The sequence below is a fragment of the Acinetobacter lwoffii genome (assembly GCF_052078135.1).
GTDB classification, from domain to species: domain Bacteria; phylum Pseudomonadota; class Gammaproteobacteria; order Pseudomonadales; family Moraxellaceae; genus Acinetobacter; species Acinetobacter lwoffii_Z.
Map to the genome: position 1 here is coordinate 61,495 of NZ_JBQGUZ010000007.1, position 25,621 is coordinate 87,115.

Below are 25,621 nucleotides of genomic sequence, written 5' to 3' on the forward strand. Positions count from 1 at the left end.
TGCTCCTAAATCCATTAATTAAGGTAAGACTTGCGCATGATACCAAAGAGTAGCTATCCAGGTGATCAAAAAATTCTTCGCGTCGTTTCAATTAATGTCAACGGCTTACGCTCATCTGTCACCAAAGGTCTATTAGAATGGATGGAACAGTCGGATGCCGACGTGATTTGCATGCAGGAAAGCCGGATCACGCATGCGCAGTGGACCGATAAATTCAAGCCTGAAGGCTGGTACACGCACCTGTTTCCTGCCGAGCGTCCGGGTTATGCCGGTACTGCCATTTATAGCCGTCTGCCTTTTGTGTCTCTGACCGATGGCTTGGGTTTTGAACTGGCCGATTCACAAGGCCGTTTTATTGCCGCTGAATTTAACTTGGGTCTAGAACAAACTGTACAGATCTGTTCCCTGTATCTGCCTTCGGGTTCATCAGGCGATGAAGCACAAGCGCGTAAAGATCACTTTCTGGAAGAATACGCAAAAATCCTGAAACAGTGGCGCGATGAAAATAAATCGGTGATTGTCTGCGGTGACTACAATATCGTGCATAAACGTATCGATATTAAAAACTGGTCGGGTAACCAGAAAGCCTCGGGCTGTTTACCGCACGAACGTGCCTGGCTAGATCATATCTACGATGAGCTTGGTTATGTCGATACTTTCCGTGAAGTCCGCAAAGAAGCCGAATTATACTCCTGGTGGTCAAACCGTGGACAGGCGCGTGCCAAGAATGTTGGTTGGCGGATTGATTATCATGCCTGCTCTCCGGACTGGAAAGAGCGTACCGTTAATGCCTGGGTCTATAAAGAACAATGGTTTAGCGACCATGCCCCCGTGATCATCGACTACAAACTATAATCTTCATTATTTAATTGAGTGAACATACGTTCACTCAATTAAGGCTTATCTCTTACATGACATGACGTATTTTTTGGGTTTATCTTAATGTAATAACATAGCATTATAGCGCTACGGCACAAGGACATGTCAGGACGACAACATAAGGACAGGACGCCGTAGGACGAAAATAAAACAGACTATAGATTTAGCTTGTTTTGCATGGATGTGACATTGGACGTTGGATTGAGACCCGCATGATCAGGATGATTAAATGCGGGTTTTCTATTTCTATTATTCCCAAATTTTTATTTTTCTTATTATTTAGATTGTTCTTTTTCTTGCTGCTCATATTAAAGCTGCTTGATGTCATTTTGATGACATGACTTTTCTGGTATTTAAAATTTTTTCTTTTTTTTCATTTGCTTTTGCATGGTTTGCTGCTGCCAATTTGGTTAAGCTAGTTCATGATTTAAATTTTTTAGATGGCAGCTATGTTAAAAATTTACGGAATTAAAAATTGTAGTTCGATGAAAAAAGCCTTTGATCTGCTGACGGAGCAAGGTCTGAGTTATGAATTTCATGATTATAAAAAACAGGGCATCGATGCTGAAACCGTCAAAACCTGGCTGGATGCCTTGGGTCAGGACGTGGTTCTGAACAAGAAAGGCACTACCTGGCGTAAACTCAGTGAAGAAGAGCAACAGGCCACCCTGTCAAGTGAAAATGCCTTAATTAATGCATTAACCACCCATACCAGTTTAATCAAACGTCCAATCTTGGCAACCTCTACAGGATTTATTGCCGGTTTTGATGAAACAGCTTATCGTAGCTTAGCCCACTAATATCTTGTATTGAATAACACTCATAAAAAAGCCTGACATCGATCAGGCTTTTGTATATCTGCTTAAAATAAATTAGTTGGCACGAATCCAAGTCTGGTTACGACCCAATGCCGCTACACCGATGAAACCACGTAGCTCAAGTTTCTTGCCACCGTCTGCCAGCTGGCCTTTCAACTTATAGGTTTTACCGGATTGCGGATCCAGGATCGAACCGCTGTCATAGCTAGTCCCGCCAGCATTTTTTAGACCTTTAACAATGGTCAGGCCTTTCAGAGATTTGTTGTGATATGGACCTTCACATTTCTTGCAGGCATTTTCTTCACCTGGAGTTAACACAGACTGAATACTGGCTGACAAAGTGCCGTTCTTTTGTTCAGTGAATTTAACCATGGCCTTAGGCTGCTTGGTTTTATCATCAATGGTTTTCCATACCGTGCCATTTAAAGGATCCGCGGCATTCGCCAATGCAGATAAGCCTAGTAGTCCTAACGTAAGCGCTATTTTTTTCATTTTTCTTCATTTCCTTAGTCTGAAAATAGACCCATGTAGTATTAAAAAGTCACAACAATTTTTCAATTTTTAGGTGTGACTATTTAGTGTAACCTTGTAAATATGGTTGGTAAATAATCTACACAATCAATAAAAGCACAAAAAGATGGAAGGAAGATGAAGATAAGCCCGCTAACGAAACAATTAATTACAGAAAGCTTTTTAAAAACGGCCATTCGTGCCCCGAGCAGATTCAGTCTTCCACCGAGTTCAATGCGCATTGCTCTGGAACAGATGTGCAAACTTTTCCCTCAGGATAAAACGGTACAGATTCGCTCGCTTCGATTGGCCGGACTGCGCGCGGAAGAAATTAAGCCGCAGCAGGAATCGACCCAGCTGATTTTTCATATTCATGGCGGCGCATTTTACTTAGGTTCTTTAAATACCCATCGTGCCTTTATGACTCAAATTGCGGCTCGAACCCAGATGCAGGTGCTGCATGTCGATTATCCGCTATCACCCGAATCTGCCTATCCAGAAGCGTTGGAAGCCTTGTTTGATGTCTATAATCTGCTACTGGATCAAGGTGTTCAGGCCAAAGATATTATTCTGTCCGGCGATTCTTGCGGTGCCAATCTGGCCTTGGCGCTGGCACTCAAAATACAGCAGGAAAGTCTGCCACAGGTCAGCGGTCTGATTCTGCTGTCTCCACTGCTGGATTTAACGTTGACCAGTGAATCTTTACGTTATAACCAGAAGCATGATGCCCTGCTGTCTCTGGAAACGGTTCAAACCGGGATTGAATATTATGTGCCGCGTTCGATTGATCGTGGTGATCCGGAAGTTTCTCCTTTTTTTGCCGATTTAGCCGGCTTGCCACCGATTCATATTCAGGTAGGTTCCAAGGAAATTCTGCTGGATGATGCTAGTCGTTTTAAAGAAAAAGCGGAACAGGCGGGTGTCGAGGTCGAATTTAAACTCTATACCGGCATGTGGCACAACTTCCAGATGTTCAGTGCCTGGTTCGATGAAGCCAAACAGGCGCTGACCGATCTTGCAGAATTTGCCCATCGTCTGGACCGAGATTAAGCATGATTTAGCATATAAAAAAGGTCAGCCGTAGCTGACCCTTTGAAAAGAGGTTTTAGGTTTTAAATGGCCTGAACTTGCTGCAATGCCGTTTGCAATGCTTGGGCTTTAACCGCTTCGCCCATGTTCACTCCTTCAGCACGAATCACTTCGATATCATTCACACCGGTAAAGTTAAACACGGTTTTCAGGAAAGCCTCCTGAAAATCAGCCGGGCTTTGCTCGCCATAGACACCACCACGGCTGCTGGCAATATACACTTTCTTATTGCCCGCCAAACCCACAGGACCTTGTTCGGTATATTTAAAAGTACGTCCCGCGACACAGATCCGGTCAATCCAGGCTTTTAGGGTTGATGGCAAACCGAAGTTATACATCGCTGCACCAATCACCACGACATCAGCCTGTAAATATTGATCTAAAATTTCCTCGCCCAATGCCGTTTGTTCTGCATTCTGGCCCATTAAAATTTCGGCGGTAAGATGAGGAATAGGCTGTGCAGCCAGATCCAGATACTCAACTTCAATGGCCTCAGCATATTTTTGCTGCAGTTGTTCCACCACGGCCTGAGTCAACTGACGCGAAATAGAAGCATCTCCTAAAATACTGGAATCAATCTGTAAAACTTTCATGGCTTCGCTCTTTATCTTTGGTTGTTTCTAACAATGCAGCCATTTTAACGATTGACTATATTGAAATAATTAGTACAAATAAAACACATCATCCTGAATTTAGAACAAAACTGTATACCTCTTAACCTCTTTAATTTTGATTAAGACCCTTTGACATAGCCTGGATCACTTGCGCTATCGGCAAAGACTGAGCAGATCAGATATCAACTAAATCACAAAAATTTTTTAAATATTGTTGTTTATCAAGCATTCAAACTTATGTTATCTTGTGTAAATAAAGCTATAAATATCCAATAAGTCTTAAAAAATCTGCCATAACAATTAAAGTCAGACCGGGACCATGAAGCGAATATCGCCTGTATTAGAAAAAGTGCTAAGACACAGAATCAAGAAATATCTGGTCGAAGATGAAGTCGTGATGAACTGGCGCATCCTGAAGAAATGCATCCTGATGCTGACCTTGGGATGCGGTGTACATCTGACCTGGCTCGGCTGGGACCTGTTTGTTTTATTCAATCCTGAGTATTGGCAATATGTACAGATTGAACGGGTTTATTCACAAGTCGTGCTGAACGGCAGTTTTTTATTGATTTTAGCCTTGCTAATTTATCCCTGTTATAAATTTCAGGGCAACCGTCTGGTGGAACGTTATCTACCCTATCTAGCAGTTGGCACCTTTGTGGTTTCGTTATGTCGGGATGCCTATATCGTCGGCGTGATCAGTCCGGTGGCTACCACCGCTTACGTCTGCTTAATTATGGTCGGTCTGGTACTGTTTCATCGCACGCTAGTCTATAGCATGCTGATTCCTGCCTCCATTTTTCTGGGCGGATGTGCCTATTTAAGTTTCAGTCATCAATTGCCTTATTCACCGCTATTTAATATCGATGACAAGCTTTTCTATAATGGTTTCTGGCTGTTATCGATGCTGTATTTCATTTTGCCAATTCTAGCCGTCTGTATGGTCTTATTCGAGATTCTGCTCAGTCAATGGCGGCATCGTGAGCAGCTGATCAAACAACTGAGTCAGATTGATCCGCTCACTAACCTGTTTAACCGCCGTAGCATCAACCAATGTCTGGATAAACTGAATGCCGTAGCAACTCCGAATTACGCCTTGGTCTTACTGGATCTGGATCATTTCAAGAAAATTAATGATCACTATGGCCATCATAAGGGCGATGAAACCTTAGTTGAAGTGAGTGCTGTGCTGAACCAGCAATTGCGCGAAAGTGATGTGGTCGGCCGTTTTGGTGGGGAAGAATTTATTCTCGTGCTTAAAAATACTAGTCTGGAAAAAGCCGAACAAGTGGCTGAACGCTGCCGTATCGCCATTCAGCAATTGCAGATTTTCAGTGATGAGGGTGAGCTGATTCCGGTGACCGCCAGTTTCGGGATTGCCATTTCTAGCGCGGAATTACGCCCACAACAATTATTGAGTCAGGCCGATCAGGCGCTTTATCAAGCCAAATCCGGTGGGCGTAATCTGGTCAAAGCCTATGCTGAACCGGTTCCAGTACAGATACAGGTCTCTTAAACGGGTTCAGCTTTTTAAGACTTGATTATGGATTTTCACTTTGAGCTAGTGCTTGCAGCTGTGCTAGCAATTCTGCCTCGCTAAAGGCACCGGTCAAACGCAAACCACGAATTTCCTGCTGCTGTGCATTCAAGAATAAATACGTTGGCGGTCCTAGAATTTCCCATTGGTTTAACAGCGCTTGATGAGAGGCATTATATTGGCTTAAATCCAGCTTGATCAGGAAATATGGCGCAAGTGCTTGCTGTACCGCTGCAGATTTTAAAATACGGTGTTCGATCGGCTGACAGGCTACACACCAGTCGGCGTAGACATCAATAATGATCTTTTGCCCTTGCGGTGCCTTGGCCAAAATTTGCTGAAATTCTGCTGCGCTGCGTGCCACATGCCAGTTGGCTTCTGTACTTACCTGCTCCACAAAAAACCGCTGACTATGCTGATATTGGCTATAAGCAATATAAGGTACGGCCAGTACCAGACACAGGATATACAACCATCTTAGACCAGTGCGATGCCAGAAAATCCGAAATAGTACATAGGCAACAAAGGCCATGCCCAAAGCTAAGGATAACCACTGTAACGCAGCTTCTGACATCAGTGGGCGAATAAAATACAGCGCCAGCGCCAGCATGATAAAGGCAAAGAGCACTTTGATCTGATTCATCCAGTGCCCGGCTTTAGGTAGAATCCGTGCTCCCAGAATACTGGCCAGCAATAAAGGCGTGCCCATCCCAAAACCCAGGGTAAACAGCAGTAAAGCCCCCTGCCACTGACTTTGCGTCTGGGAAATAAATAACAATGCACCTGCCAGTGGTGCGGTCATGCATGGCCCCACCAGAAGCGCCGAGATCATGCCCATGACACCGGCACTGACCAGACTGCCTCCCTGCTGCATGGCCTGTGCCCGATCCAGACGATGAACCAGACGTTGCGGCAGTTTGATTTCAAACAGGCCAAACAGATTCAGGGCAAACAGGACAAACAGGATACTAAATGCGATCAGGGTTCCCGGTTGCTGCAACCAGCGCTGAAAATTCAGGCCGGCCGAAGATGCAATTAGGCCAAGTACTGCATAGACAGCGGCCATACTGCTGACAAAAGTCAGTGCAATCATCCAGGCTTTCAGTCCTTTACTGTCACGTACGATCAGCGAGGTCAGAATCGGCAGCATCGGCAAGGAACACGGCGTAAAAGCCAGTAAAATGCCTAAGCCGAAGAATAGCAAAAGCCCATAACCCAAAGAGCGTTCAAGCAGTTGGGCTGACCATTTCTGGTCTTGTGCTGCATAGGGTTCGGTTTGTGTGTGGGCTGATGCAGAGAGTCCATCTGCTGCAGACTCTGAGGAATCCGCTGTATTAAACAGGGTATTGTGTTGCAGTGATGAAGTATTCAGATCGAGTAAACGTTTTTTTCCTGATCCGGCTGCTTCAAATTGTACCAGACCGGATAAATCGGTCTTGAACTGGATGGTTTGTGGCGGATAACAGATCCGGTCTTTGGCACAGCCCTGCCAGCTGACCTGATAGGATTTCCCCGCCTGGGTCGGAATCTGAAACTTTAATTGCTGATAATAAACCTGGGTATGCCCATAGTTGTCATCATATAAATCTTCAGCCGGCGGCAACTCAAACGACACCGGTTGGTTGCCCTGCCGGACTTCAATTTTATGCTGATACAGATAATAGTTGTCTGGAATCTGCCAACTCAGTTCAGCCTGCTGCTGACTGGTGGAGATCAGGCTCACAGGAAAAGCCTGCTCGGCAGACAACAATGCAGTTTCCGCCTGAGCAGGACTGCTGAACAAGGTGCTTCCCAAAATAACCAGGGCAAGCATTTTCCCCCAGGTCGGGAACTGCGAGTATTTCATCATCTGTGAGTTGAATAACTTAGAACAGCACAGAGAAACCTAAGCCTGAGAAGTAACTTCGATCTGCACCATCCAGATCTACACCGACATTCGCATCTAATTGGACACGGTCGTTTAAGGCATACATAACCCCGGTACCGAGCGCGTATTGATTATCGACACTTTCAGCTTTACGGTAAATCAGTTCAGAATAACCTGACCAGCGATCAGTAATGCGGTAGCCTAGAGAAGGAATCGCAGACACTGCCCAGTTGCTGTCCTGCCATTCATAACGCATGGTCAATGCGGTACTGACCAAGTCATTATATTGATACGACACGACAGAACCTAAGCTGTAAATATCTTCTTCATTAGTGAAACCGGTATTGCCTGTTGCAATGATGGCTTCGGCCAGCAAAGCCATACTGAGTTTGTCATCATCCAGATCAATGGCCTTTTTCAGACCAATACTGACATCGCCCAGACCATCATCTTCTTCGGTCTGGCCATTGGATTTCACTTGGGTCCAGGTCGGGCCAGCCCAACCTAAACGCAATTCCAGATCATCACTGAGTCCGGTACGTAACAACATATCTGCACTGAGTGTGGTCGCGGTCTGATCGCCCGACTTGCTATAACGCGCTGTAGGCAAGCCTTGCTCCCAAGCGACATTTCCAACTGGAGTAATTCCAGTACTCAGACCCTCACCTGGTCGATCAAATTCAAAATCTGCTGCGAAAAGCTGTGCACTACAACCGGCCAGTGCAATCAAACCCAAGGTTTTTAATGTTGTCATGTTGGAGCTCTTTATTAAAATTTAACTGAGTTCTTTGGTCATTTTTGCGCCATGCTTGCGAAGCAATTCTAGCGTCTGTTTTTCTTCGTCTAAAGCTTCTGACCAGTTGATTTCATCAAAATCACAATCAAAGAATAGATCACTAATAGAAGATAAAATAGTCATGCCATCTTCATCTTTGCTATTTGGATCGACTTTTTCATCCAGTAAACGCTGTACGGCAGGTGCACATGCGGCACTTGCGGCATCCCAGAGTGGACCATAAATTTCTTCTGCATCCCACAGATGCAGATTCACTTTGGCCTGGATCAGTTCTTCCAGAATTTGTAAATGTACCGCCAAACGTGCCTGTTTCTCCTCTTCTGAAAGTGGTGTTCCGGCTTCATACAGCTCACACACTTCTTCCCACCATTTGAACAGGCCATCTGACCAGACCGAAATCACCGGGCCTTTGTCATGATCAATAAAATTCGGGTTGAGTCCATCTGCCAGCAGCTGTTTGACCTGGTCCAGATTTAATTCTTCGAGTGCTTGCACAAAAAGCTGTTGTTGCGCAGTTAACATGATGGAGCTCACTTTGATTCGTTTTCGACTATTATGCCGAATAAAGCAGGATTTGTTGTGCTTCTCATAACTATATTTTTGTTTAATACGAAAAAAGCCCCGCAGGGCTTTTTCAAATCAGTTCGGCTTACTCTTCGATATCCGCAGTATCTGTGTCTGCTAGGTCAAGAGCACCAGGACGAACATTGTCTTTTTTCTCGATCACATGTTCCAGACTACGTTTCAATCGGTCAATTGCACCATGGATCGCAGTATCGACATTATGGCCACGATGATTGACTACGACAGGTTTCAAGCCTGCAGGACGCGCTTCAATCATACAGCGAATATCGTCATCGCCGCCTTTGGCGCCATTTTCATCACTGAGATGGACTGAAAAATGGGTAATACGTTCGCTGTGGCGCTGGAATTCTTGATTTAATTCTTCCCGTACATAAGTAATTAAACGATCACTATTCTGAATGTGGTTATCGGTACGAAGTTCAATATTCATATATTACCATCCTCAATCTTTGTAACTTTTGAGTGCAAAATTTTTTATCTTGGCACGTTTGTAGCTTGCTGTTTCGCATCGCATTTCACTTCTTCAAATGATTGGAATCACACCCTCCATTTTGAATGATGAACACATTTTTAAGTCTGCAGAATCGTGTCCTTATATCTTGAATATCGGCTGTATCTGGGAAATATGCAAGTGATATTTTGGTTTTTTAGCAAAAGAATAATCGATTGTGACAACTGCTTACTCAGCTCAAAAATGCAGGATTTTTCAAACGGCAATTGCGCAACTCTTCACACGATTTAATTTGAAATGTTTTTTGGCCAGACCGATAAATCGCTTAAATAACATTCGACCAGAAAACCTAAAAAAAAGAAATTAAAAGTATTTTTTTATGAAAATTAGCTCACTTTTATCTAATAATTTTTCTTATAAGATCAGCGCCTAGTCAGCCTTACAGTCCTGAAGAGATCATATGCTTTATCATTATTTACTTACTTTTGCAGAATCAGGAAAAATACCCCTTCGTCATTCTAAAATAACAACCTGCAAAAATGATTTTCAATTGAAATATAAGACCGTTCAATCTCACTTGAAGAGGCTGAGAACAGGCTTATAAAACGACGGTCATTTGAGATTTTCAAACTAACCTCATTACACAAACAGAACAAAGCTGTTCAGCCTCAGGCCCAAATTAATTACTAAACAATCTGTATATCCCCCCTATTTTTTACTGATTTTGTAAGTTAATCATCGTAAATTGAAGTGATTTTATATTTTTAGTTATACATTCAGTCTTTTAAGGCACTACATATTCAACTTTATTTAAAAAATAATAATTTAGAGAAGTATCAGCGAAAGGCAATGAAAACTGAGGAAGATGATCGTCTTCATTCAACTCATGGGGGTTGAAATATATTTAAGTCAGCGATCACTTTTAACTTTATTTTTACTTATTAATCTGTATGCTTATTCTGCTTTCTCGGGGGGATAGATTTAAATGAAATTTACACAACTTGCGGCACTTTGTGCATTGGCTTCAACTGCTGTATTTGCTCAAGCAAAACCAGTTTGGCAGGACTTTAGCATTACAGGTCTTTATGGTGAAAACTATGAAGTTGTAGACGATCAGCAAACTACTTTAACTGTTGAATATGCTGCAAAAGTTAAATATGCAGATGTATTCTTCTTTATGGATCGTCTGCGCGGTGGCGATGATGTTAAAAGTACGTACTTTGAGTTATCACCACGTTTAAGCTTAAGCGAAGTTACAGGCCAAAAACTTGCCTTTGGTCTAGTGAAAGATGTGCTTATTTCAACAACGTGGGAAGGTTCAGATAATGCTGATAACTTCCTATATGGCGTGGGCTTTGACCTTGATATCCCATACTTTCAATATGCTAGCTTAAATCTTTATCGTGCAAATAATGAAAAAGTGTTTGGCAATAAAGACGATTATCAAATGACGCTTACCTATGGTGTGCCATTTAAACTGGGTGCTGAAGATTTTCTTGTAGATGGCTTCCTTGATTGGTCAACTGCTGAAAAAGACGCTCAAGCAAGCGAGTTAAACTGGACTACACAGTGGAAATGGAATGCGGGCAAACACATTTCTCCAGACACCCGTTTATACCTCGGCGTTGAACATTCAGTGTGGAACAACAAGTTTGGTCTTAAAAATCAAGACGAAAACAATGTCAGCGCACTTGTGAAATATCATTTCTAATTGATGTATGATCGAAAGCAGAACTCCGGTTCTGCTTTTTTTAAACTGTGATTTCAGCTCACCTCTACTAGAACAAGAATATGCCTGATTTTGATATTCGACCTGCGACCGAACATGATCTTGAAACCATCCTCAAGATTTATAATCAGGAAGTACTCTATGGTACTGCGACCTGGAACAGAACAGCCTTTGATTTGAACTATTTTAAAATCTGGTTTAAGCAGCTTAAAAATCAGAATTTCCCGGTTTTTGTGGTTGAAGATACTCAAAATCAAGTCATTGCTGGCTATGCCTGTTATGATCAGTTTCGTAGTATTCAGGGCTTTCAACAGACGGTAGAACATTCCATCTTTTTAAATCCAGATTATGCAGGGCAAGGTTTGGGTTCTAAATTATTACAGTATTTAATTGAACAGGCTCAAGTACAGAAATTGCATATCATGGTCGCAGCGATTGATTCAGAAAACACCTCATCGATTCGTCTGCATGAAAAACTGGGTTTCGTTCAAACTGCCTATATGCCGCAAGTCGGACAGAAGTTTGGGCAATGGCGTGATTTGGTCCTCTTACAACTGAATCTGGATCAAGCTTGATTCATTCTTAGTTTAAAGCTATTCCAGAACTGCTTTCTGGACACTCCTCTTTAGCTTTTTAATACTTGGCCATCACGATATTTGGTTGTTATCCAGTTTAATAAGCACAAGTTCTATTTACTTATACGAGCGGCTATGTTTTATTCAGCTCAAAATCATACTGAATAACACCATGTATAAATCTCTATTGTCTATTGGTCTTTTAAGTTTAAGTATGCTCACTTTTGCTGATTCAGACTTTGAAAAAGAATTGTGTTCAGGCTGTAGCCAAGTGCAAAGCTATGCAAATAATGGCAAGAAATTCTACGACCAAAAACAATATCAAAAGGCCATAGCGCAATTCAAACAACAAGCCGCCTGGTCATCTTTTTGTGCGATGAATGTAGAAGACGGTGGTACAGCTTTTTCTGAGCGTGATATCACCACGGCATTTAATAATGTTGGCTTAAGTTATGCCAAGCTTGGAAAGCCGCAATGGGCACGCGCCTGGTTTTCCGTTTTTCCGAATGCTAAAGCCAGCCAGTTCAATCTAAAACAGTTGCCTGCACCAGAAAAACCGAAGAATCTTGCAGGCAAATATGTCCGCTATGCAGGTTTTGGCCAGTGGAATACGATGGAAGTTAAACGGGCTTCGAATGCCTACCAAATTGAGTTTAATGGACTCTATATGGGTTTGCGCAGTCTGATTTATGGACCAAATATAGGAGAATTTTCAACCCGGATGCCATTGAATAAAGCTCAGACCAATTACAGCGTAGAAGATTGCAAAATTGATTTGAAATTTCAGTTTAACGCTCAAATTGGACAACAGATTGCGGTGAATAGCAGCAATCCGATGTCTTGTGGTTTTGGACATAATGTCTCGGCGGATGGCATGTATTTAAAGGTTGAGTGATTGCTGATTCAGCGATATCTTATTGCCCTATAACAAACATAATATTCAAAATATTACAGGGAAAATATGGCTAAATTTCTAAATACCAGTGCAACTAATTTTTTCTTAGAAGAACTCATTAAAAATGCCAAAGAACGTCTAATTTTAATCAGTCCGTATTTACGTCTCAATGACCGCATCAAAGAATTATTAGAAGACAAAGACCGGCTAAAAATTGATGTTCGCATTGTCTATGGCAAAAGTGATTTGCATCCTGAAGAAATTAAATGGATTCAAAAACTGGACTATGTCCGTTTGAGTTTCTGCAAAAATCTGCATGCAAAATGCTACCTCAATGAATCGGAATGTATTATTTCGAGTTTGAACTTATATGAATTTAGCCAGGTCAATAACAATGAAATGGGGATTTTGATTAGTAAGTATGAAGATGATGACGTCTTTAAAGATGCTTATGAAGAAGCGCAGCGCATAATTCGGATTAGCGAAGAAGTTCGGATTAGCTTAGATGAAGTTCGGATTAGCTTAGATGAAGTTAAAACAGATAAGGTTGAGACTCAAACTGAGCATGAAATAGAACAAGAAAATGTAAAGTTCAAGAAATTAACAACAGCAAAACTTGCTTCCAAAGTTGGACTCAAGACTCCTGATTTGCTCGAACAGCTGGTGAATAAAGGCTATCTTAAACTTGAAAATGATAAGCACTTTTTAACTGATACCGGCAAAGCGATAGGCGGTGAATTTAGAACCGGACAATTTGGCATGTACTTCCTTTGGGATGAAAATACAGAAATCTAATTCCTCCATTATTCAAAAAAGAAAATTCCCCTCTCTCTTTAGGAGATGAGAAGCTCTGCTTGGTAAGAGGAGATTTAAAATTTAATCCCTCCAAACCTCCCTTTCTTACGCTTCGATATAAAGCAGTGCTTATATCTTGCTCAGGGAGGCTTTTTCCCTCTCCTTCTAGGAGAGGGTTAGGGAGAGGTAAATAAAGATAAACCCTCATCCCCCGCCTTCTCCCATAGGAGAAGGAGCTAAAAGCCTTAAATTGCCACCAACTCCCGAATGCCTTTCTCCGGCATTTCACTACCCACACCTTGCGCCACGACTTGGCCACGTGCCATTACGGTATATCCATCAGCAAGTTCTTCAGCAAAGTCATAAAACTGCTCAACCAGCACAATCGCCATCTCACCACCATCAGCAAGTTTACGAATGACCCGACCAATATCTTTAATGATTGACGGCTGAATGCCTTCAGTTGGTTCATCCAAAATCAACACACGCGGCTCAGATGCCAAAGCACGGGCAATCGCAAGTTGCTGCTGCTGACCACCCGATAAATCTCCCCCACGGCGATGCTTCATTTCGTCCAAGACAGGGAAAATTTCATAGAGATGCTCAGGCACTTTGCGTGTCTTTGCTCCTTTATATTTCGCCATACCAATGAGGATATTTTCCTCCACCGTCAGCGTTGAAAAAATATCTCGACCTTGTGGCACATAAGCCAAACCTTCACGTACACGCTGTTCAGTACTAAGCTTGGATATGTCTTTACCATCCAGCAAAATCTGTCCGGATTTAATCGGTAAAATACCCATCAGACATTTAAGGAGCGTGGTTTTCCCCACCCCATTGCGTCCAAGCACCACCGAACATTCACCCACAGGTGCAGTCAACGACACATCACGTAAAATATGACTGCCACCATAAAATTGATTGACGTCTTTGACTTCTAACATCGCAAGCTCCTTAACGCCCTAAATACTTTTCAATAACATCTTCATTGGCTTGTACTTCTGCCAATGTGCCTTCTGCCAAAATTGCCCCTTGCGCCAGTACCGTGACTTTTTCACTAATGGTGTCAATGAAGCTCATGTCATGCTCGACCACAACGAGGGTGTGATTTTTCTTGAGTTCTAAACACAGCTCCGCCGTGCGTTCGGTTTCGGCATCGGTCATGCCTGCTACAGGTTCATCAAGCAAAATCAGTTTTGGACGTTGCATCAGCAACATACCGATTTCTAACCATTGCTTTTGACCATGTGACAGCAAGCCAGCAGGTTTACTAATGAACTCTTGCAGACGAATCTGCGTCAATGATTCATCCAAAGCATTTTGTGCATCGGGATCGAGTTTGCTAAAGAAACTCTTTTTCACCCGTTTGTCTTTGGGTGCAGCAAGTAACAGATTTTCCATGACCGTGAAATTTTCAAACACGGTCGGTTTTTGGAACTTGCGCCCTATGCCTGCTTCCGCAATTTGTTCAGTGCTCATTTTGGCTAAATCGTAGTTTTGCCCAAAAAATGCTGTGCCTTCGGTTGGTCGCGTTTTACCGGTAATCACATCCATGAGGGTGGTTTTCCCTGCCCCGTTCGGCCCGATAATGCAGCGTAATTCCCCCTCTTCGATATACAACGACAAATCATTTAAGGCACGAAAAGCATCAAACCAGACGCTTACTTTTTCCAGATATAGCGCTATGCCGTGAGTAAAGTCTGCGCCTTGTTCTTTTGGACGACCATAGCCTTCAGAAGCATGACCACCATGCGGTTGCAGGATTTCGCTCATTCGCTACGCTCCTTTTTAAAACGGTCAAACAGACCAATAATGCCTTTCGGTAAGAAAATGGTGACCACAATAAATAGCGCACCCAAAATGAGTAACCATGCTTCAGGATAAGCCGAGGTGAAATAGGTTTTTACCCCGTTAATGACACCTGCACCAATTAGTGGGCCAATTAAAGTGCCACGACCACCCGCTGCCACCCACACCGCCATTTCAATCGAGTTCACCGGGTTCATTTCACTTGGATTAATAATGCCTGCTTGCGGCACATACAGCGCGCCTGCAATCCCTGCAATCACAGCAGAAAGCACCCAAGCAGAGAGCTTGTACCAAAGCGTGCGATAGCCCAAATATTGCAGACGATTTTCGCTGTCACGAATCGCCCCCAACACACGGCCATAAGGTTTATTCATTAAATGACGTAACCCAACAAAACAGAGCAGCAGTACCAATGCGGTGATAAAGCACAGGCTGGCACGCATAGATGCCGAGGTAATGTCCATACCTAAAATGGTTTTAAAACCGGTAAAACCATTGTTGCCACCAAAGCCGGTCTCATTACGGAAGAACAGTAATGCAGCGGCAAAAGTCATGGCTTGGGTAATAATCGAGAAATACACGCCTTTAATTTTCGAGCGGAAGGCAAAGAAACCAAAAATAAAGGCAATGATGCCCGGTACTAACACCACAAGGGCAAGTGACCAAAGGAAGTATTCAGTCCCCACCCAAAACCATGGCACTTCCGTCCAACTCAGGAAGCGCATAAAGTCAGGAATACCATCCCCTGCAGACTGGCGCATTAAGTACATCCCAAAGGCATAACCGCCAAGGGCAAAGTACAAACCATGCCCCAAACTTAAAATGCCGGCATAACCCCACACCAAATCCAGTGCCAAAGCGACCAAGGCCAAGCACATGATTTTGCCAATCAAGGTGACCCAATAGGCAGACAAATGCAGCGCTGAATCAGCAGGTAACAGGTGTAACCATGGCAATGCCAATAAAATGGCAAAGCACACGGCAATCGCAATGCCACTATGCGGTTTGTCGGATAATAATTGTGTGATCTTCATGTGCTTACTCCACAAAACGGCCTTTGATGGCAAACAAACCTTGTGGACGTTTTTGAATAAACAAAATCACAAGCACCAAGAGAACAATTTTTGCCAGTACTGCACCAATGCCAATTTCCAAGGCGGTACCGCTAATACCCAGACCAAGCGCTGCAAGGACTGCACCCCACACCTGACCTACACCACCGACAACCACCACCAAGAAGGCATCAATAATGTAGTTTTGCCCTAAATCCGGCCCGACGTTACCCACTTGTGCCAAAGCACATCCGGCTAACCCTGCAAGACCTGAACCTAAACCAAAGGCCATCATATCGATACGACTAGAACGAATACCGACTGCTCGCGCCATTTGACGGTTTTGTGTCACCGCACGAACGAAGAGACCAAAACGGGTTTTATTCAGTAGGTAAACCAACAACAAAAGCACTGCAATGGTAAAGACAATAATCGCAATACGGTTATAGGGCAGCATCAAGCTTGGAGTAATCGAGATCCCGCCTGACAGCCAGGAAATGTTAGAAACTTCGACATTTTGCGCACCAAAAGTCATGCGTACCAATTGCATCAGAATCAGGCTGACACCAAAAGTGGCAAGTAAGGTTTCCAACTGGCGACCATATAGCGGACGAATCACGGTACGTTCAATCAACATGCCGATCAGCCCACTTACCAAGAATGCCGCAGGAATCGCGGCGATTAAGTACCAATCGACATAGCTGCCCAAATAGCTTTTAAACATGCTTTGCACTACATAAGTGGTATAGGCGCCAATCATAATGAGCTCACCATGCGCCATATTAATCACACCGAGCAAACCGTAGGTAATCGCAAGACCCAGTGCAGCAAGCAACAAAATACTGGCGGTACTTAAACCTGAAAATAAATGTCCTGTCCATTCACTGGCTTGAATACGGGTTTTAATACTGTTTTTCGCTTCAAGCAAAGCCGCTTTCAGCTCAGGATGGATAGTCGGCTGTGACAACTCATTGTCGATCATCGCCAAGACATCAGGACGATTAGAATCTTGTAAAATTTTTGCGGCTTGAATTTTAACTAAGACATCTGCATCTTGATAATCCAGACGCGCTTTAAGCTGGGCCAAACGGGCTTTGACTTTGTTATTTTGTTCGTTCAAATACAGGGCATTGATGTGAGCAACATTCAGCTCTGCCAAGTTGCTTTCATAAATATCAATCGCTTCTAAACGCTCAGAGGCATCATCCGACTTCAACTTGCTTTGTGCCAAACCAAAGGTCAATGCTTTACGCAAGGTATTCACCAAAGTGACTTGTGCAAGGTCGCTTGGCCAATCTGCAACAGCATCTAAACTTGGATAACTGAGCAACTGATCATCGGCTTCTAAAATATAGGTTTGTCCTTGAGAATCGCTATAAAGCTGGTCGTTTTCAACATATTCTGCAAGCTGATCTAACTGTTCAATACTGCCTGGCCATTGATTGAGTAAAGCACGACGTTGAGCAAAATCACCTTGCACAAATTGCTGAATCGCATCTTGTGGTTGTATCGCTATGGTTGAATTATTGTGTTGTAAAGAGGTTTCTGCTGTTGCCATTTGCATACAAAATATTTGTATACACAACAGAAAAATAGTGGCGATATTCACACGAATATTCATTATATACACCCCTATTCCATTGGAAGTTTTCCGTGGAGAGTAAGAAAAAAATCAGAGGATGCCTGCTACGGCTGTAGCAGGCAAAAGATAGGTATTATTTAGGAATGTACGGGCTCCAAGGCTCTGCTTGAATAGTTTGAGATGTTTTGTAGACCACATCAAACTGACCATCACCACGAATCTGGCCAATCATGACTGGCTTGTGTAAGTGATGGTTACTTGCATCCATTTTTAGGGTATAGCCCGATGGTGCTTTGAATTCCTGACCTGCCATCGCTTCACGGACTTTATCGACCTCTGTAGAACCTGCTTTTTCAACGGCTTGCTTCCACATATTAATCCCGACATAGGTCGCTTCCATTGGGTCATTGGTCACCAGTTTGTCAGCATTTGGCAGTTTGAATTCCACCGCATACTGCTTCATTTTGTTGGTGAATTCGGTATTGACCGGATTCTTCACTGACATGAAATAGTTCCATGACGCCAAATGACCGACCAATGGCTTGGTATCAATACCACGCAGTTCCTCTTCACCTACCGAGAACGCCATCACTGGAATATCAGAAGCTTTAATGCCCTGATTACCCAGTTCACGATAGAATGGTACGTTGGAGTCACCATTGATGGTTGAAATCACTGCGGTCTTTTTACCAGCTGCGAATTTTTTCACATTGCCGACAATGGTTTGATAGTTGCTATGACCAAATGGCGTGTACTCTTCCATGATGTCCGCATCAGCCACGCCTTTAGACTTTAAGAAAGCACGTAAAATCTGGTTGGTTGTACGTGGATACACATAGTCTGTACCGAGCAGAACAAAACGCTCCGCTTTACCGCCCTCTTCGCTCATCAAGTATTCCACGGCTGGAATGGCTTGCTGATTAGGTGCAGCACCGGTATAAAAAATATTTTTGGATTGTTCCTGGCCTTCGTACTGTACAGGATAGAACAATAAGCCATTCAGCTCTTCAACCACTGGTAAGACAGATTTACGTGATACCGACGTCCATGCACCGAAAATTACCGCGACTTTGTCTTGGGTAATCAGCTGACGTGCTTGCTCTGCAAAAAGTGGCCAGTCTGATGCTGGATCGACCACCACAGGTTCCAGTTTTTTACCCAGTACCCCACCCTTGTCATTGATTTCCTTAATCGCCATTAAGGCCGTGTCTTTCAGTGAGGTCTCAGAAATTGCCATCGTGCCTGACAATGAATGCAGGATCCCGACTTTAATCGTGTCGCCGCTGTCTGCGACTTTGCTTTCTGCGCCTGGGGCTTCTGCTTTTTCAGCAGATTTTGAACACCCCGTTAATGCAACAGCCCCTGCCATGGTTGCGGCTAAAATACTTTTTGAAAATAAATTGCGTTGGAACATCAGATTTTTCTCCAAACTTTATAATGGTGCATTTTTCATGCTTGTCTTGTTGTACATCTGGATGGAGTGATTCAATTTCTGTGCCAAGGCTTCAAAAAATAAAAAAATTCACTTTAACTGATCTCATTATTTGTATTATGAATCATGTATTTAGTCATACTAAAAAGACTTAAAGCCCTATTGCAATGTAGAACTCAGACTCAACTTTAAATAAGTTGCATAAAGACCAATCAAAATATGCCAAAACTAAGATAGAAGATGATGTACAAATAAAGTGCAGCACCTTGAAGATTTTTTGCACTGTTTTAAAACAAAAAATCCCGCGCTTGCGGGATTTTTTACTGCTTAAATTCGATAGTTTAAACCACCAAATCTGCCAGATTACCTTTTTGCTCCAACCAGTCTTTGCGGTCACTGGCACGCTTTTTCGCCAAAAGTTTATCCAGTAACCCTGCAGTATGATGAGCATCATCCAGATCTAGTTGCACCAGACGGCGCGTGTTTGGATCAAGTGTGGTTTCACGTAACTGGCTGGCATTCATCTCGCCCAGCCCCTTGAATCGGGTAATTTGCGGATTCTTGCTTTTGCATTTTTTCAGGATGCTATTCAGCTCGTCTTCATCCAAAGCGTAGTGCACATCTTTGTTGTCATCGATTCGGAACAATGGCGGCATCGCTACAAATAAATGCCCTTCCTCGACCAGTGTAGGAAAATGCTTCACAAACAAGGCACACAGCAAAGTCGCGATATGCAAACCATCCGAGTCGGCATCCGCCAGGATACAGACCTTGCCATAACGCAATTCAGACAAGTCATCCGAACCCGGATCAACGCCAATGGCAATCGCAATATTGTGTACTTCCTGCGATGCTAGAACTTCGTCAGAAGAGACTTCCCAAGTATTCAGGATTTTTCCACGAATTGGCATAATCGCCTGGAAGTTCTTATCACGCGCCTGCTTGGCCGAACCACCCGCAGAATCCCCTTCCACAATAAACAGTTCTGACTGATCCAGATCATGGCCTACACAGTCCGACAGTTTCCCCGGCAAGGTTGGACCCGCGACAATTTTCTTACGTTCTACTTTTTTCGCTGCTTTGAGACGGCGACCGGCTTTGGAAATGGCCATTTCTGCCAGTTGCATGGCGATGTCAGAATTCTGGTTCAACCATAATGCAAAGGCATCTTTGGCAATATTCTGCACAATTCCAGCTGCTTCACGGCTCGATAGACGTTCTTTAGTCTGACCTGAGAATTGCGGCTCCTGAAATTTCAGCGACAGGATATAATTGACGCCGTCCCAGACATCTTCGGCAGAGAGTTTCATATTCCGCGGCAGCAAATTACGCAGTTCACAGAATTCACGCATCGCATCGGTGACGCCTGAACGCAGACCATTCACATGCGTTCCGCCTTGTGCGGTCGGAATCAGGTTGACATAAGATTCCTGGACGCTTTCACCCCCTTCGACATTCCAGCAAATTGCAAATTCTGCGCTGGCACGTTCCGCATCGCCTGTGGCAACAAACGCCGGTGCCGGAATAATTTCACGGTCTTCCAGCTCGTCCATCAAATAATCAACCAGACCATTTTCAAACTGCCAGGTGATCTTTTCATCATTGATCTGATCAACATAGTTGATCTGTAAGCCCGCCGCCAAAACAGCTTTGGCTTTGAGATTATGTTTTAAAGCTTTGAGGGCAAATTTAGGAGAATCAAAATATTTGGCTTCAGGCCAGAATTGTACCGTAGTTCCTGATACCCGTTTCGGTGCCTTACCTGCCAGTACTTCAAGCGGTGCAACCGGTTCGCCATTTTCAAAGGCCATTCTGTACAGGTTACCCTGACGCTGAACTTCGACCTCTACACGGGTCGAAAGCGCATTGACCACTGAAATCCCGACGCCATGCAAACCACCGGAAAACTGGTAATTATCGGTGCTGAACTTACCGCCGGCATGCAGTTTGGTCATGATAATTTCAATACCGCTCTGGCCATATTCAGGGTGAATATCCACCGGCATACCACGGCCATTGTCTTCGACTGATAAAGAACCATCTTTATAGACCGTGACGGTAATCTTGTTGGCATGCCCTGCCAGTGCCTCATCGACAGCATTATCAATCACTTCCTGTGCCAAATGGTTGGGACGAGAAGTATCGGTATACATGCCCGGACGACGACGGACCGGATCCAAACCAGATAAAACTTCAAGAGATTGAGCCGTATATTGAGACACGTTATTCGGTTTCCTTTTTTATGCAGTCCAATAAAAACTGTAAGACGAACGGAATTTTTTCCGCAAAATCATCCATCCCGTGACTGCCATGCGCTTCAGTCATCAGCATTGCAGGGGGATGCGCAGCACTATAATAACGATGTGCTTCACGATAATCCAAAACTTCATCGCCTTGTTGCAGCAGAACCAGTATTTTGTCTGCATCTTGTGCAACCGGCAGGGCCAATTGCTGGAGTTGTAACAGATCTGCCTCATCCAGACACCAGTTCGGATGAACCTGATAAGGCAGTTGCTCATCAAACAGTTCACGAAACAGTTGCCATGGTCGCATTGCCGGATTGATCAGTACAGCAGGCACAGCATGCTGTGCGACCAGATGTGTCGCATAAAATCCCCCGAGACTGCTCCCCACCAGGGCCACCTCATGCATCGATTCAATCAGGCCAGAAACATGCCTAATGGCAGCGTTCGGTGACATGTTTAAATCGGGTAAATGTACCTGAATTTCAGGATACTTTGCACAGTAATGTTGCAGCAATTCTCCCTTGATCGAGTTTGAACTACTTTTAAAACCATGCAAATAAATGATATTCATGAACTACCAACAAAAAAACCATCAATCATCAAAATTTAATTTAAATAATGTGAAGTACACTACGTTATAAGACCAGTTAATTGCTTAAATTGTCTGACAAAAAAGCCCAAAATCTTCTCTAATTCTCGTTATTTTAAACTGAGGCCCTAAAAACCTGAAAACACCACAAAAAAAAGAATTTATACCGCGAAGTTCTTTAAAAAGGAAGATGGCAACGTATGCGGCTCATTGAAAGGACAGGATCAGATGCCAAGTTTGACACCGTTACATGAAACCTATTGTCGCTGGGACCGAACCCCACCGAGTCAGGCCGATGTACTGGAAGGTCTGGCGCAGCTGGTAACGACGCGCTTTAACGACGTGATTCAGGAGCTGATCAAGAGTATTCAACGCGAAATTTTAATGAGTATTTTTGGTTTAAGTGAAAATAATTCACAAAAACTTCAGAATATTCCCTCGATTGCCCGGCTCTATCAAATGTCCTATGACATGCTGTTTCATTATGGTAATACCCTGATTGCGCCGGGGCTACGCCAGATTATTGAGCGTTTTCCCAAACTGCACAATAAGCCGCTGACGCCTTCCTTACATTTTCTGGTTAGTGCCCTGAATGGCATTATCGGGGATTATCTGCTGAAATATCAGAATCCTTTGGCCCTGCCGATGGTGATCTATGACCACTATGGTTCGTTACAAAATGGCGAGTTAAGCGGGCGGATTACCCTGTTTGTGCATGGCTTATGTATGAACCATCTCGACTGGTCGAATCGCAAATATGAAGGGATCGGGGAAAAATTACTGGCACAGCGCGACCGCAATACCATGCTGTATTTAAACTACAATACCGGACGGCGGATTTCTGCCAATGGTCGCAGTCTGGCCAATACCTTGCAGGATCTGGTCACTCGTAATCCGAGAATTACCAGTATTGACCTGATCGGGCATAGCATGGGCGGTCTGGTGTCTCGCAGTGCGCTGTTTTATGGCAAGCAGAATGTGTATGGCTGGGTCAACATGGTGGAGAATCTGGTCTGTCTGGGTTCACCGCATCATGGTGCGGTACTGGAACGTTTTGGTTTTAGCTTGCAGGACAAACTCGGACATTTCCCACTGATACGGCTGCTTGGTCATCTGGTCAATATTCGCAGTAACGGTATTCTGGATTTACGTCATGGCAGCGTCCGGGATGATGACTGGGAGCATAATCCGCTTCGGATTGGCTTTATGGATGATCACCGTAAACCTGCCCCGATTCCGTCTCATATCGATACCTATCTGGTCGCCGGTACCATCGAGTTTGAAAACCGCAAGAACAAGACCTTGCATGTGATTGGCGATTATCTGGTCAGTATTAAAAGTGCTTTGGGCGAGCATCCCAATCCGCGTTTCCAGCTTAAAGTCCCGGACGCAAACAAGGCGATTTTCTATGGCCTGAACCATTTTGAAATTCAGTATCATCCGCTGGTGGCGGAACAGGTGGCGCGCTGGTTCTATCCAAGTATAGAAGATGAGGCCTTTAATCAGATTCATGAATATATGACGGATCTGGACAGTCTGGAAGGCATTGCCCTGACCTAAACTCAAGCAAAATAAAAAAGCCCTCGATTGAGGGCTTTTTTATTAAATACGGAATTAATATTTATCTCTGAGTCGTTTAACCGGTGCCTTTTTATATTTACGCAGCAATTGCCACAGGCTAATCAGCAATAAAATACTAAAGAAGATCAAAGACCAGACAGGTAAGGATTGACCCAAGAAAGTCCAGTCAATCGCAGCACATTCACCCGAACCATTCAGCACCTGTTGCAGTACAGACTGCATCGGCAGGGTTTCCAGCCAGTATTCCAGACCGGGACCACAGCTCGGCACCTGATCCGGTGGCAGGTTCTGTAACCAGACATGACGCGCAGCCACGCCCACAGACCACAAAATACTGAGCGAACCCAGCAAAGCATATAGCCGCTTCATGAGATTGGATGCAGGATTATGCAGGAATGCGATCAGTGAGATGATCCCGAGTCCGATTAATCCAACACGCTGAAACACACAGAGCGGACAAGGCGCCAGACCTTGTACATGCTCAAGATATAAGGCAAATGCCATGCCGATGACAGCAGCCAGAAACAACATACCACTCACGAAGCGATAACCCCATTGCATGGTGAATCCCCTTATTTTTTATCGATATTGGGCTAAATAATCAGCAAAACTGACGCTGCTATCTTGCTCGAGTTGCTGTTGCTGCTGCAATGACTTTTGTGACATTTCTTCAAAATAAGCCAGTGTTTCCGGACTGAGCTGATGTTCCTCATAGACACTGCTATGTTGCTGGGCCAGATGTTGGCCAAAATGCCACATACCGCCCTGCTCACGTGTATCACCCACCACCAGAGCAGACAAGGTGGCATCGACTTCATCGACCCGGATCATCATGGTTTTTAATGCATCGGTATATAGAGTACTGTCGTAGGCTGAATTTAACAGCTTGGCCAAGGGGTGCATGCGTTGCAAATGCATGGCACACCAGTCTTCAATCGGATAAGACTGGCCATTTTCCATAATTGCCGCATTTGGCGCACGACCGCGGTTCACTACTTCGGCCTGATTCTGTTCAATAATATCCTGTTCATTGCTGAGGAGCGCCGGACTGTCCTGCAATAAACAGTACAAGGCTACGACTTCGAGGAAGCCGGCCGTATCTTCATTAATGCCAATCGGGCTGTATGGATTGACATCGACTGCACGCAGCTCGACATAGGCAATCCCACGATTTTCCAGTGCCTGTGACGGCGTTTCACCTTCAAGCGGCACCTGTTTCGGGCGCACTAAGCTGTAATATTCATTTTCGATTTGCAGCACATGATCATTGATCTGGATCGGCTGGCCATTGGAATCATCTAATCCCAAACGACTAAACGGTTTATAGGGCGTTTTGACCGCTTTTTGCAGTCCGTCCAGATAGTCCTGCAAATTATTGTAGTGAATACCGAGCTGTTTCTGTGCAGAGTTTTGATAGCCAAAACGTCCCATACGCAGTGCAGTCGCATAAGGCGAATACAAGGTGCCTTTGACCAATGGCAGCAAGAAATGATCACGGCCAGTCATAAAGCACTGGCAGACCGCCGGACTGGCCCCGATCAGGAACATCACCAGTGGGGTCAGACGAATAAAGTTGCGGATCAGGCCCATATAGCGATGACTGCGATAATCCTGCAAGCTCAATGCTTTGAGTGCTTCATCTTGTTCCTGCTGTTGCAGTGCCTCGAAGAGATGGTCCGGGAAAGACAGGTTGTAATGCACGCCTGAAATCGTCTGCATACGGCGGCCATAACGCACACCTAGACCATGACGATACAGGGTTTTAAATAAACCGATATTCGAGCTGCCATATTGTGCCAGCGGAATGCTGTCATCACGGCTGTCCAGCATACATGGCATCGACAAAGGCCAGAGCTTTTCATCATTTTCCAGATGACGATGCACAATCGCATGAATATCGCTGAGATAGTCCAGTGCTTTTTTAATACTGTCCTGTGGCGGAGTAATAAACTCCATCAACGCTTCGGAATAGTCTGTGGTGATATGTGGATGAGTCAAGGCTGAACCCAAGGCACGAGGATGCGCTGCCTGTGACAGGAAACCATCACTTTGCATACGCAAGCTTTCACGCTCGATACCACGCAACATGCCTTTGATGAGTGACGACTCGACCCAAGTTGGTAATACATTTTGGGAAGTCGATTCAGGTTGACTCATTACAATCTCGCTTAAGGGGGCTAAATTATTAAA

General features: G+C 44.1%; 24 protein-coding genes. 9 read left to right on the forward strand and 15 right to left on the reverse strand.

What is annotated here, in order from left to right:
- Nucleotides 1–36: 36 nt before the first annotated feature.
- Both ACTL4S_RS06510 and ACTL4S_RS06515 read left to right on the forward strand, forming a co-directional pair.
- Nucleotides 37–855: an exodeoxyribonuclease III gene (locus tag ACTL4S_RS06510; protein ID WP_005105345.1), complete on the forward strand. Its 819-nt coding sequence runs from the start codon at nt 37–39 to the stop codon at nt 853–855.
- Nucleotides 856–1,328: 473 nt separating this feature from the next.
- Nucleotides 1,329–1,679, forward strand: a complete 351-nt coding sequence (locus tag ACTL4S_RS06515; RefSeq protein ID WP_005105344.1) for a Spx/MgsR family RNA polymerase-binding regulatory protein — start codon at nt 1,329–1,331, stop codon at nt 1,677–1,679.
- Nucleotides 1,680–1,751: 72 nt separating this feature from the next.
- On the opposite strand, the gene ACTL4S_RS06520 is transcribed toward ACTL4S_RS06515, so the two are convergent.
- Nucleotides 1,752–2,189, reverse strand: coding sequence for a DUF2147 domain-containing protein (locus ACTL4S_RS06520; protein ID WP_005105342.1), 438 nt, complete (start codon nt 2,187–2,189; stop codon nt 1,752–1,754).
- A gap of 156 nt (nt 2,190–2,345) precedes the next feature.
- Here ACTL4S_RS06520 and ACTL4S_RS06525 point away from each other — a divergent pair, with 156 nt between their 5' ends.
- On the forward strand, nt 2,346–3,257 hold the full coding sequence (locus tag ACTL4S_RS06525) for an alpha/beta hydrolase (RefSeq protein ID WP_004729134.1): 912 nt from the start codon (nt 2,346–2,348) through the stop codon (nt 3,255–3,257).
- A gap of 62 nt (nt 3,258–3,319) precedes the next feature.
- Here ACTL4S_RS06525 and ACTL4S_RS06530 read toward each other — a convergent pair whose 3' ends face one another.
- Nucleotides 3,320–3,889, reverse strand: a complete 570-nt coding sequence (locus ACTL4S_RS06530; RefSeq protein ID WP_004281290.1) for an FMN-dependent NADH-azoreductase — start codon at nt 3,887–3,889, stop codon at nt 3,320–3,322.
- A 340-nt stretch (nt 3,890–4,229) separates the two neighbouring features.
- On the opposite strand from ACTL4S_RS06530, the gene ACTL4S_RS06535 reads away from it, so the two are divergent.
- Entirely contained in the window at nt 4,230–5,426 is a 1,197-nt protein-coding gene (locus tag ACTL4S_RS06535) for a GGDEF domain-containing protein (protein WP_441298976.1), read from the forward strand.
- 25 nt (nt 5,427–5,451) lie between these two features.
- Here ACTL4S_RS06535 and dsbD read toward each other — a convergent pair whose 3' ends face one another.
- From dsbD to ACTL4S_RS06555, 4 genes are all read right to left on the reverse strand, one after another.
- On the reverse strand, nt 5,452–7,293 hold the full coding sequence (gene dsbD / locus ACTL4S_RS06540) for a protein-disulfide reductase DsbD (RefSeq protein ID WP_441299015.1): 1,842 nt from the start codon (nt 7,291–7,293) through the stop codon (nt 5,452–5,454).
- A 19-nt stretch (nt 7,294–7,312) separates the two neighbouring features.
- Nucleotides 7,313–8,068: a transporter gene (locus ACTL4S_RS06545; RefSeq protein ID WP_114540932.1), complete on the reverse strand. Its 756-nt coding sequence runs from the start codon at nt 8,066–8,068 to the stop codon at nt 7,313–7,315.
- 21 nt (nt 8,069–8,089) lie between these two features.
- The gene (locus ACTL4S_RS06550; protein WP_004647221.1) at nt 8,090–8,632 is read right to left on the reverse strand and encodes an ankyrin repeat domain-containing protein; all 543 of its coding nucleotides are present in this window, start codon (nt 8,630–8,632) and stop codon (nt 8,090–8,092) included.
- A 127-nt stretch (nt 8,633–8,759) separates the two neighbouring features.
- The gene (locus ACTL4S_RS06555) at nt 8,760–9,125 is read right to left on the reverse strand and encodes an HPF/RaiA family ribosome-associated protein (RefSeq protein ID WP_005108164.1); all 366 of its coding nucleotides are present in this window, start codon (nt 9,123–9,125) and stop codon (nt 8,760–8,762) included.
- Nucleotides 9,126–10,131: 1,006 nt separating this feature from the next.
- Between ACTL4S_RS06555 and ACTL4S_RS06560 the strand changes: the two genes are divergently transcribed.
- The 4 genes from ACTL4S_RS06560 (at nt 10,132) to ACTL4S_RS06575 (ending at nt 13,140) form a co-directional block, all read left to right on the forward strand.
- Nucleotides 10,132–10,857 (forward strand): outer membrane protein OmpK, encoded by a 726-nt coding sequence (locus ACTL4S_RS06560; protein WP_441298977.1) that lies wholly within the window; start codon nt 10,132–10,134, stop codon nt 10,855–10,857.
- A gap of 80 nt (nt 10,858–10,937) precedes the next feature.
- Nucleotides 10,938–11,450 carry a GNAT family N-acetyltransferase gene (locus ACTL4S_RS06565; protein WP_005267684.1) on the forward strand — a complete coding sequence of 171 codons (513 nt, stop codon included), beginning with the start codon at nt 10,938–10,940 and terminating at the stop codon, nt 11,448–11,450.
- Nucleotides 11,451–11,622: 172 nt separating this feature from the next.
- Complete coding sequence (locus ACTL4S_RS06570) at nt 11,623–12,345, forward strand: hypothetical protein (protein ID WP_338840402.1); 723 nt, start codon at nt 11,623–11,625, stop codon at nt 12,343–12,345.
- Nucleotides 12,346–12,411: 66 nt separating this feature from the next.
- Nucleotides 12,412–13,140 carry a phospholipase D family protein gene (locus ACTL4S_RS06575; RefSeq protein WP_005267688.1) on the forward strand — a complete coding sequence of 243 codons (729 nt, stop codon included), beginning with the start codon at nt 12,412–12,414 and terminating at the stop codon, nt 13,138–13,140.
- Between the two features lie 245 nt (nt 13,141–13,385).
- Here ACTL4S_RS06575 and urtE read toward each other — a convergent pair whose 3' ends face one another.
- The 7 genes from urtE to ACTL4S_RS06610 all read right to left on the reverse strand — a co-directional run bounded on the left by urtE (nt 13,386) and on the right by ACTL4S_RS06610 (nt 21,832).
- Nucleotides 13,386–14,084 carry an urea ABC transporter ATP-binding subunit UrtE gene (urtE, locus tag ACTL4S_RS06580; RefSeq protein WP_441298978.1) on the reverse strand — a complete coding sequence of 233 codons (699 nt, stop codon included), beginning with the start codon at nt 14,082–14,084 and terminating at the stop codon, nt 13,386–13,388.
- Nucleotides 14,085–14,094: 10 nt separating this feature from the next.
- Complete coding sequence (urtD, locus tag ACTL4S_RS06585; protein ID WP_441298979.1) at nt 14,095–14,913, reverse strand: urea ABC transporter ATP-binding protein UrtD; 819 nt, start codon at nt 14,911–14,913, stop codon at nt 14,095–14,097.
- Nucleotides 14,910–15,983, reverse strand: a complete 1,074-nt coding sequence (gene urtC / locus ACTL4S_RS06590; protein WP_441298980.1) for an urea ABC transporter permease subunit UrtC — start codon at nt 15,981–15,983, stop codon at nt 14,910–14,912. Before urtC ends, urtD begins: the two co-directional genes overlap by 4 nt.
- Before the next feature lie 4 nt (nt 15,984–15,987).
- Entirely contained in the window at nt 15,988–17,622 is a 1,635-nt protein-coding gene (gene urtB, locus ACTL4S_RS06595; RefSeq protein WP_441298981.1) for an urea ABC transporter permease subunit UrtB, read from the reverse strand.
- Between the two features lie 94 nt (nt 17,623–17,716).
- Entirely contained in the window at nt 17,717–18,997 is a 1,281-nt protein-coding gene (gene urtA / locus ACTL4S_RS06600; RefSeq protein WP_441298982.1) for an urea ABC transporter substrate-binding protein, read from the reverse strand.
- A gap of 359 nt (nt 18,998–19,356) precedes the next feature.
- Nucleotides 19,357–21,237: a DNA topoisomerase IV subunit B gene (gene parE / locus ACTL4S_RS06605; protein ID WP_441298983.1), complete on the reverse strand. Its 1,881-nt coding sequence runs from the start codon at nt 21,235–21,237 to the stop codon at nt 19,357–19,359.
- Between the two features lies 1 nt (nt 21,238).
- Entirely contained in the window at nt 21,239–21,832 is a 594-nt protein-coding gene (locus ACTL4S_RS06610) for a YqiA/YcfP family alpha/beta fold hydrolase (protein ID WP_071850298.1), read from the reverse strand.
- 246 nt (nt 21,833–22,078) lie between these two features.
- On the opposite strand from ACTL4S_RS06610, the gene ACTL4S_RS06615 reads away from it, so the two are divergent.
- Complete coding sequence (locus ACTL4S_RS06615) at nt 22,079–23,410, forward strand: PGAP1-like alpha/beta domain-containing protein (RefSeq protein WP_441298984.1); 1,332 nt, start codon at nt 22,079–22,081, stop codon at nt 23,408–23,410.
- 54 nt (nt 23,411–23,464) lie between these two features.
- On the opposite strand, the gene ACTL4S_RS06620 is transcribed toward ACTL4S_RS06615, so the two are convergent.
- Nucleotides 23,465–23,992: a disulfide bond formation protein B gene (locus ACTL4S_RS06620; protein WP_004281272.1), complete on the reverse strand. Its 528-nt coding sequence runs from the start codon at nt 23,990–23,992 to the stop codon at nt 23,465–23,467.
- Nucleotides 23,993–24,010: 18 nt separating this feature from the next.
- Nucleotides 24,011–25,588: a glutamate--cysteine ligase gene (gene gshA / locus ACTL4S_RS06625; protein ID WP_441298985.1), complete on the reverse strand. Its 1,578-nt coding sequence runs from the start codon at nt 25,586–25,588 to the stop codon at nt 24,011–24,013.
- Between the last annotated feature and the right edge of the window lie 33 nt (nt 25,589–25,621).

Coding starts and splice junctions, on each gene's coding strand:
- ACTL4S_RS06510 (WP_005105345.1), top strand. CDS start 37: ATGATACCAAAGAGTAGCTATCCAGGTGATCAAAAAATTCTTCGCGTC.
- ACTL4S_RS06515 (WP_005105344.1), top strand. CDS start 1,329: ATGTTAAAAATTTACGGAATTAAAAATTGTAGTTCGATGAAAAAAGCC.
- ACTL4S_RS06520 (WP_005105342.1), bottom strand. CDS start 2,189: ATGAAAAAAATAGCGCTTACGTTAGGACTACTAGGCTTATCTGCATTG.
- ACTL4S_RS06525 (WP_004729134.1), top strand. CDS start 2,346: ATGAAGATAAGCCCGCTAACGAAACAATTAATTACAGAAAGCTTTTTA.
- ACTL4S_RS06530 (WP_004281290.1), bottom strand. CDS start 3,889: ATGAAAGTTTTACAGATTGATTCCAGTATTTTAGGAGATGCTTCTATT.
- ACTL4S_RS06535 (WP_441298976.1), top strand. CDS start 4,230: ATGAAGCGAATATCGCCTGTATTAGAAAAAGTGCTAAGACACAGAATC.
- dsbD (WP_441299015.1), bottom strand. CDS start 7,293: ATGAAATACTCGCAGTTCCCGACCTGGGGGAAAATGCTTGCCCTGGTT.
- ACTL4S_RS06545 (WP_114540932.1), bottom strand. CDS start 8,068: ATGACAACATTAAAAACCTTGGGTTTGATTGCACTGGCCGGTTGTAGT.
- ACTL4S_RS06550 (WP_004647221.1), bottom strand. CDS start 8,632: ATGTTAACTGCGCAACAACAGCTTTTTGTGCAAGCACTCGAAGAATTA.
- ACTL4S_RS06555 (WP_005108164.1), bottom strand. CDS start 9,125: ATGAATATTGAACTTCGTACCGATAACCACATTCAGAATAGTGATCGT.
- ACTL4S_RS06560 (WP_441298977.1), top strand. CDS start 10,132: ATGAAATTTACACAACTTGCGGCACTTTGTGCATTGGCTTCAACTGCT.
- ACTL4S_RS06565 (WP_005267684.1), top strand. CDS start 10,938: ATGCCTGATTTTGATATTCGACCTGCGACCGAACATGATCTTGAAACC.
- ACTL4S_RS06570 (WP_338840402.1), top strand. CDS start 11,623: ATGTATAAATCTCTATTGTCTATTGGTCTTTTAAGTTTAAGTATGCTC.
- ACTL4S_RS06575 (WP_005267688.1), top strand. CDS start 12,412: ATGGCTAAATTTCTAAATACCAGTGCAACTAATTTTTTCTTAGAAGAA.
- urtE (WP_441298978.1), bottom strand. CDS start 14,084: ATGTTAGAAGTCAAAGACGTCAATCAATTTTATGGTGGCAGTCATATT.
- urtD (WP_441298979.1), bottom strand. CDS start 14,913: ATGAGCGAAATCCTGCAACCGCATGGTGGTCATGCTTCTGAAGGCTAT.
- urtC (WP_441298980.1), bottom strand. CDS start 15,983: ATGAAGATCACACAATTATTATCCGACAAACCGCATAGTGGCATTGCG.
- urtB (WP_441298981.1), bottom strand. CDS start 17,622: ATGAATATTCGTGTGAATATCGCCACTATTTTTCTGTTGTGTATACAA.
- urtA (WP_441298982.1), bottom strand. CDS start 18,997: ATGTTCCAACGCAATTTATTTTCAAAAAGTATTTTAGCCGCAACCATG.
- ACTL4S_RS06610 (WP_071850298.1), bottom strand. CDS start 21,832: ATGAATATCATTTATTTGCATGGTTTTAAAAGTAGTTCAAACTCGATC.
- ACTL4S_RS06615 (WP_441298984.1), top strand. CDS start 22,079: ATGCCAAGTTTGACACCGTTACATGAAACCTATTGTCGCTGGGACCGA.
- ACTL4S_RS06620 (WP_004281272.1), bottom strand. CDS start 23,992: ATGCAATGGGGTTATCGCTTCGTGAGTGGTATGTTGTTTCTGGCTGCT.
- gshA (WP_441298985.1), bottom strand. CDS start 25,588: ATGAGTCAACCTGAATCGACTTCCCAAAATGTATTACCAACTTGGGTC.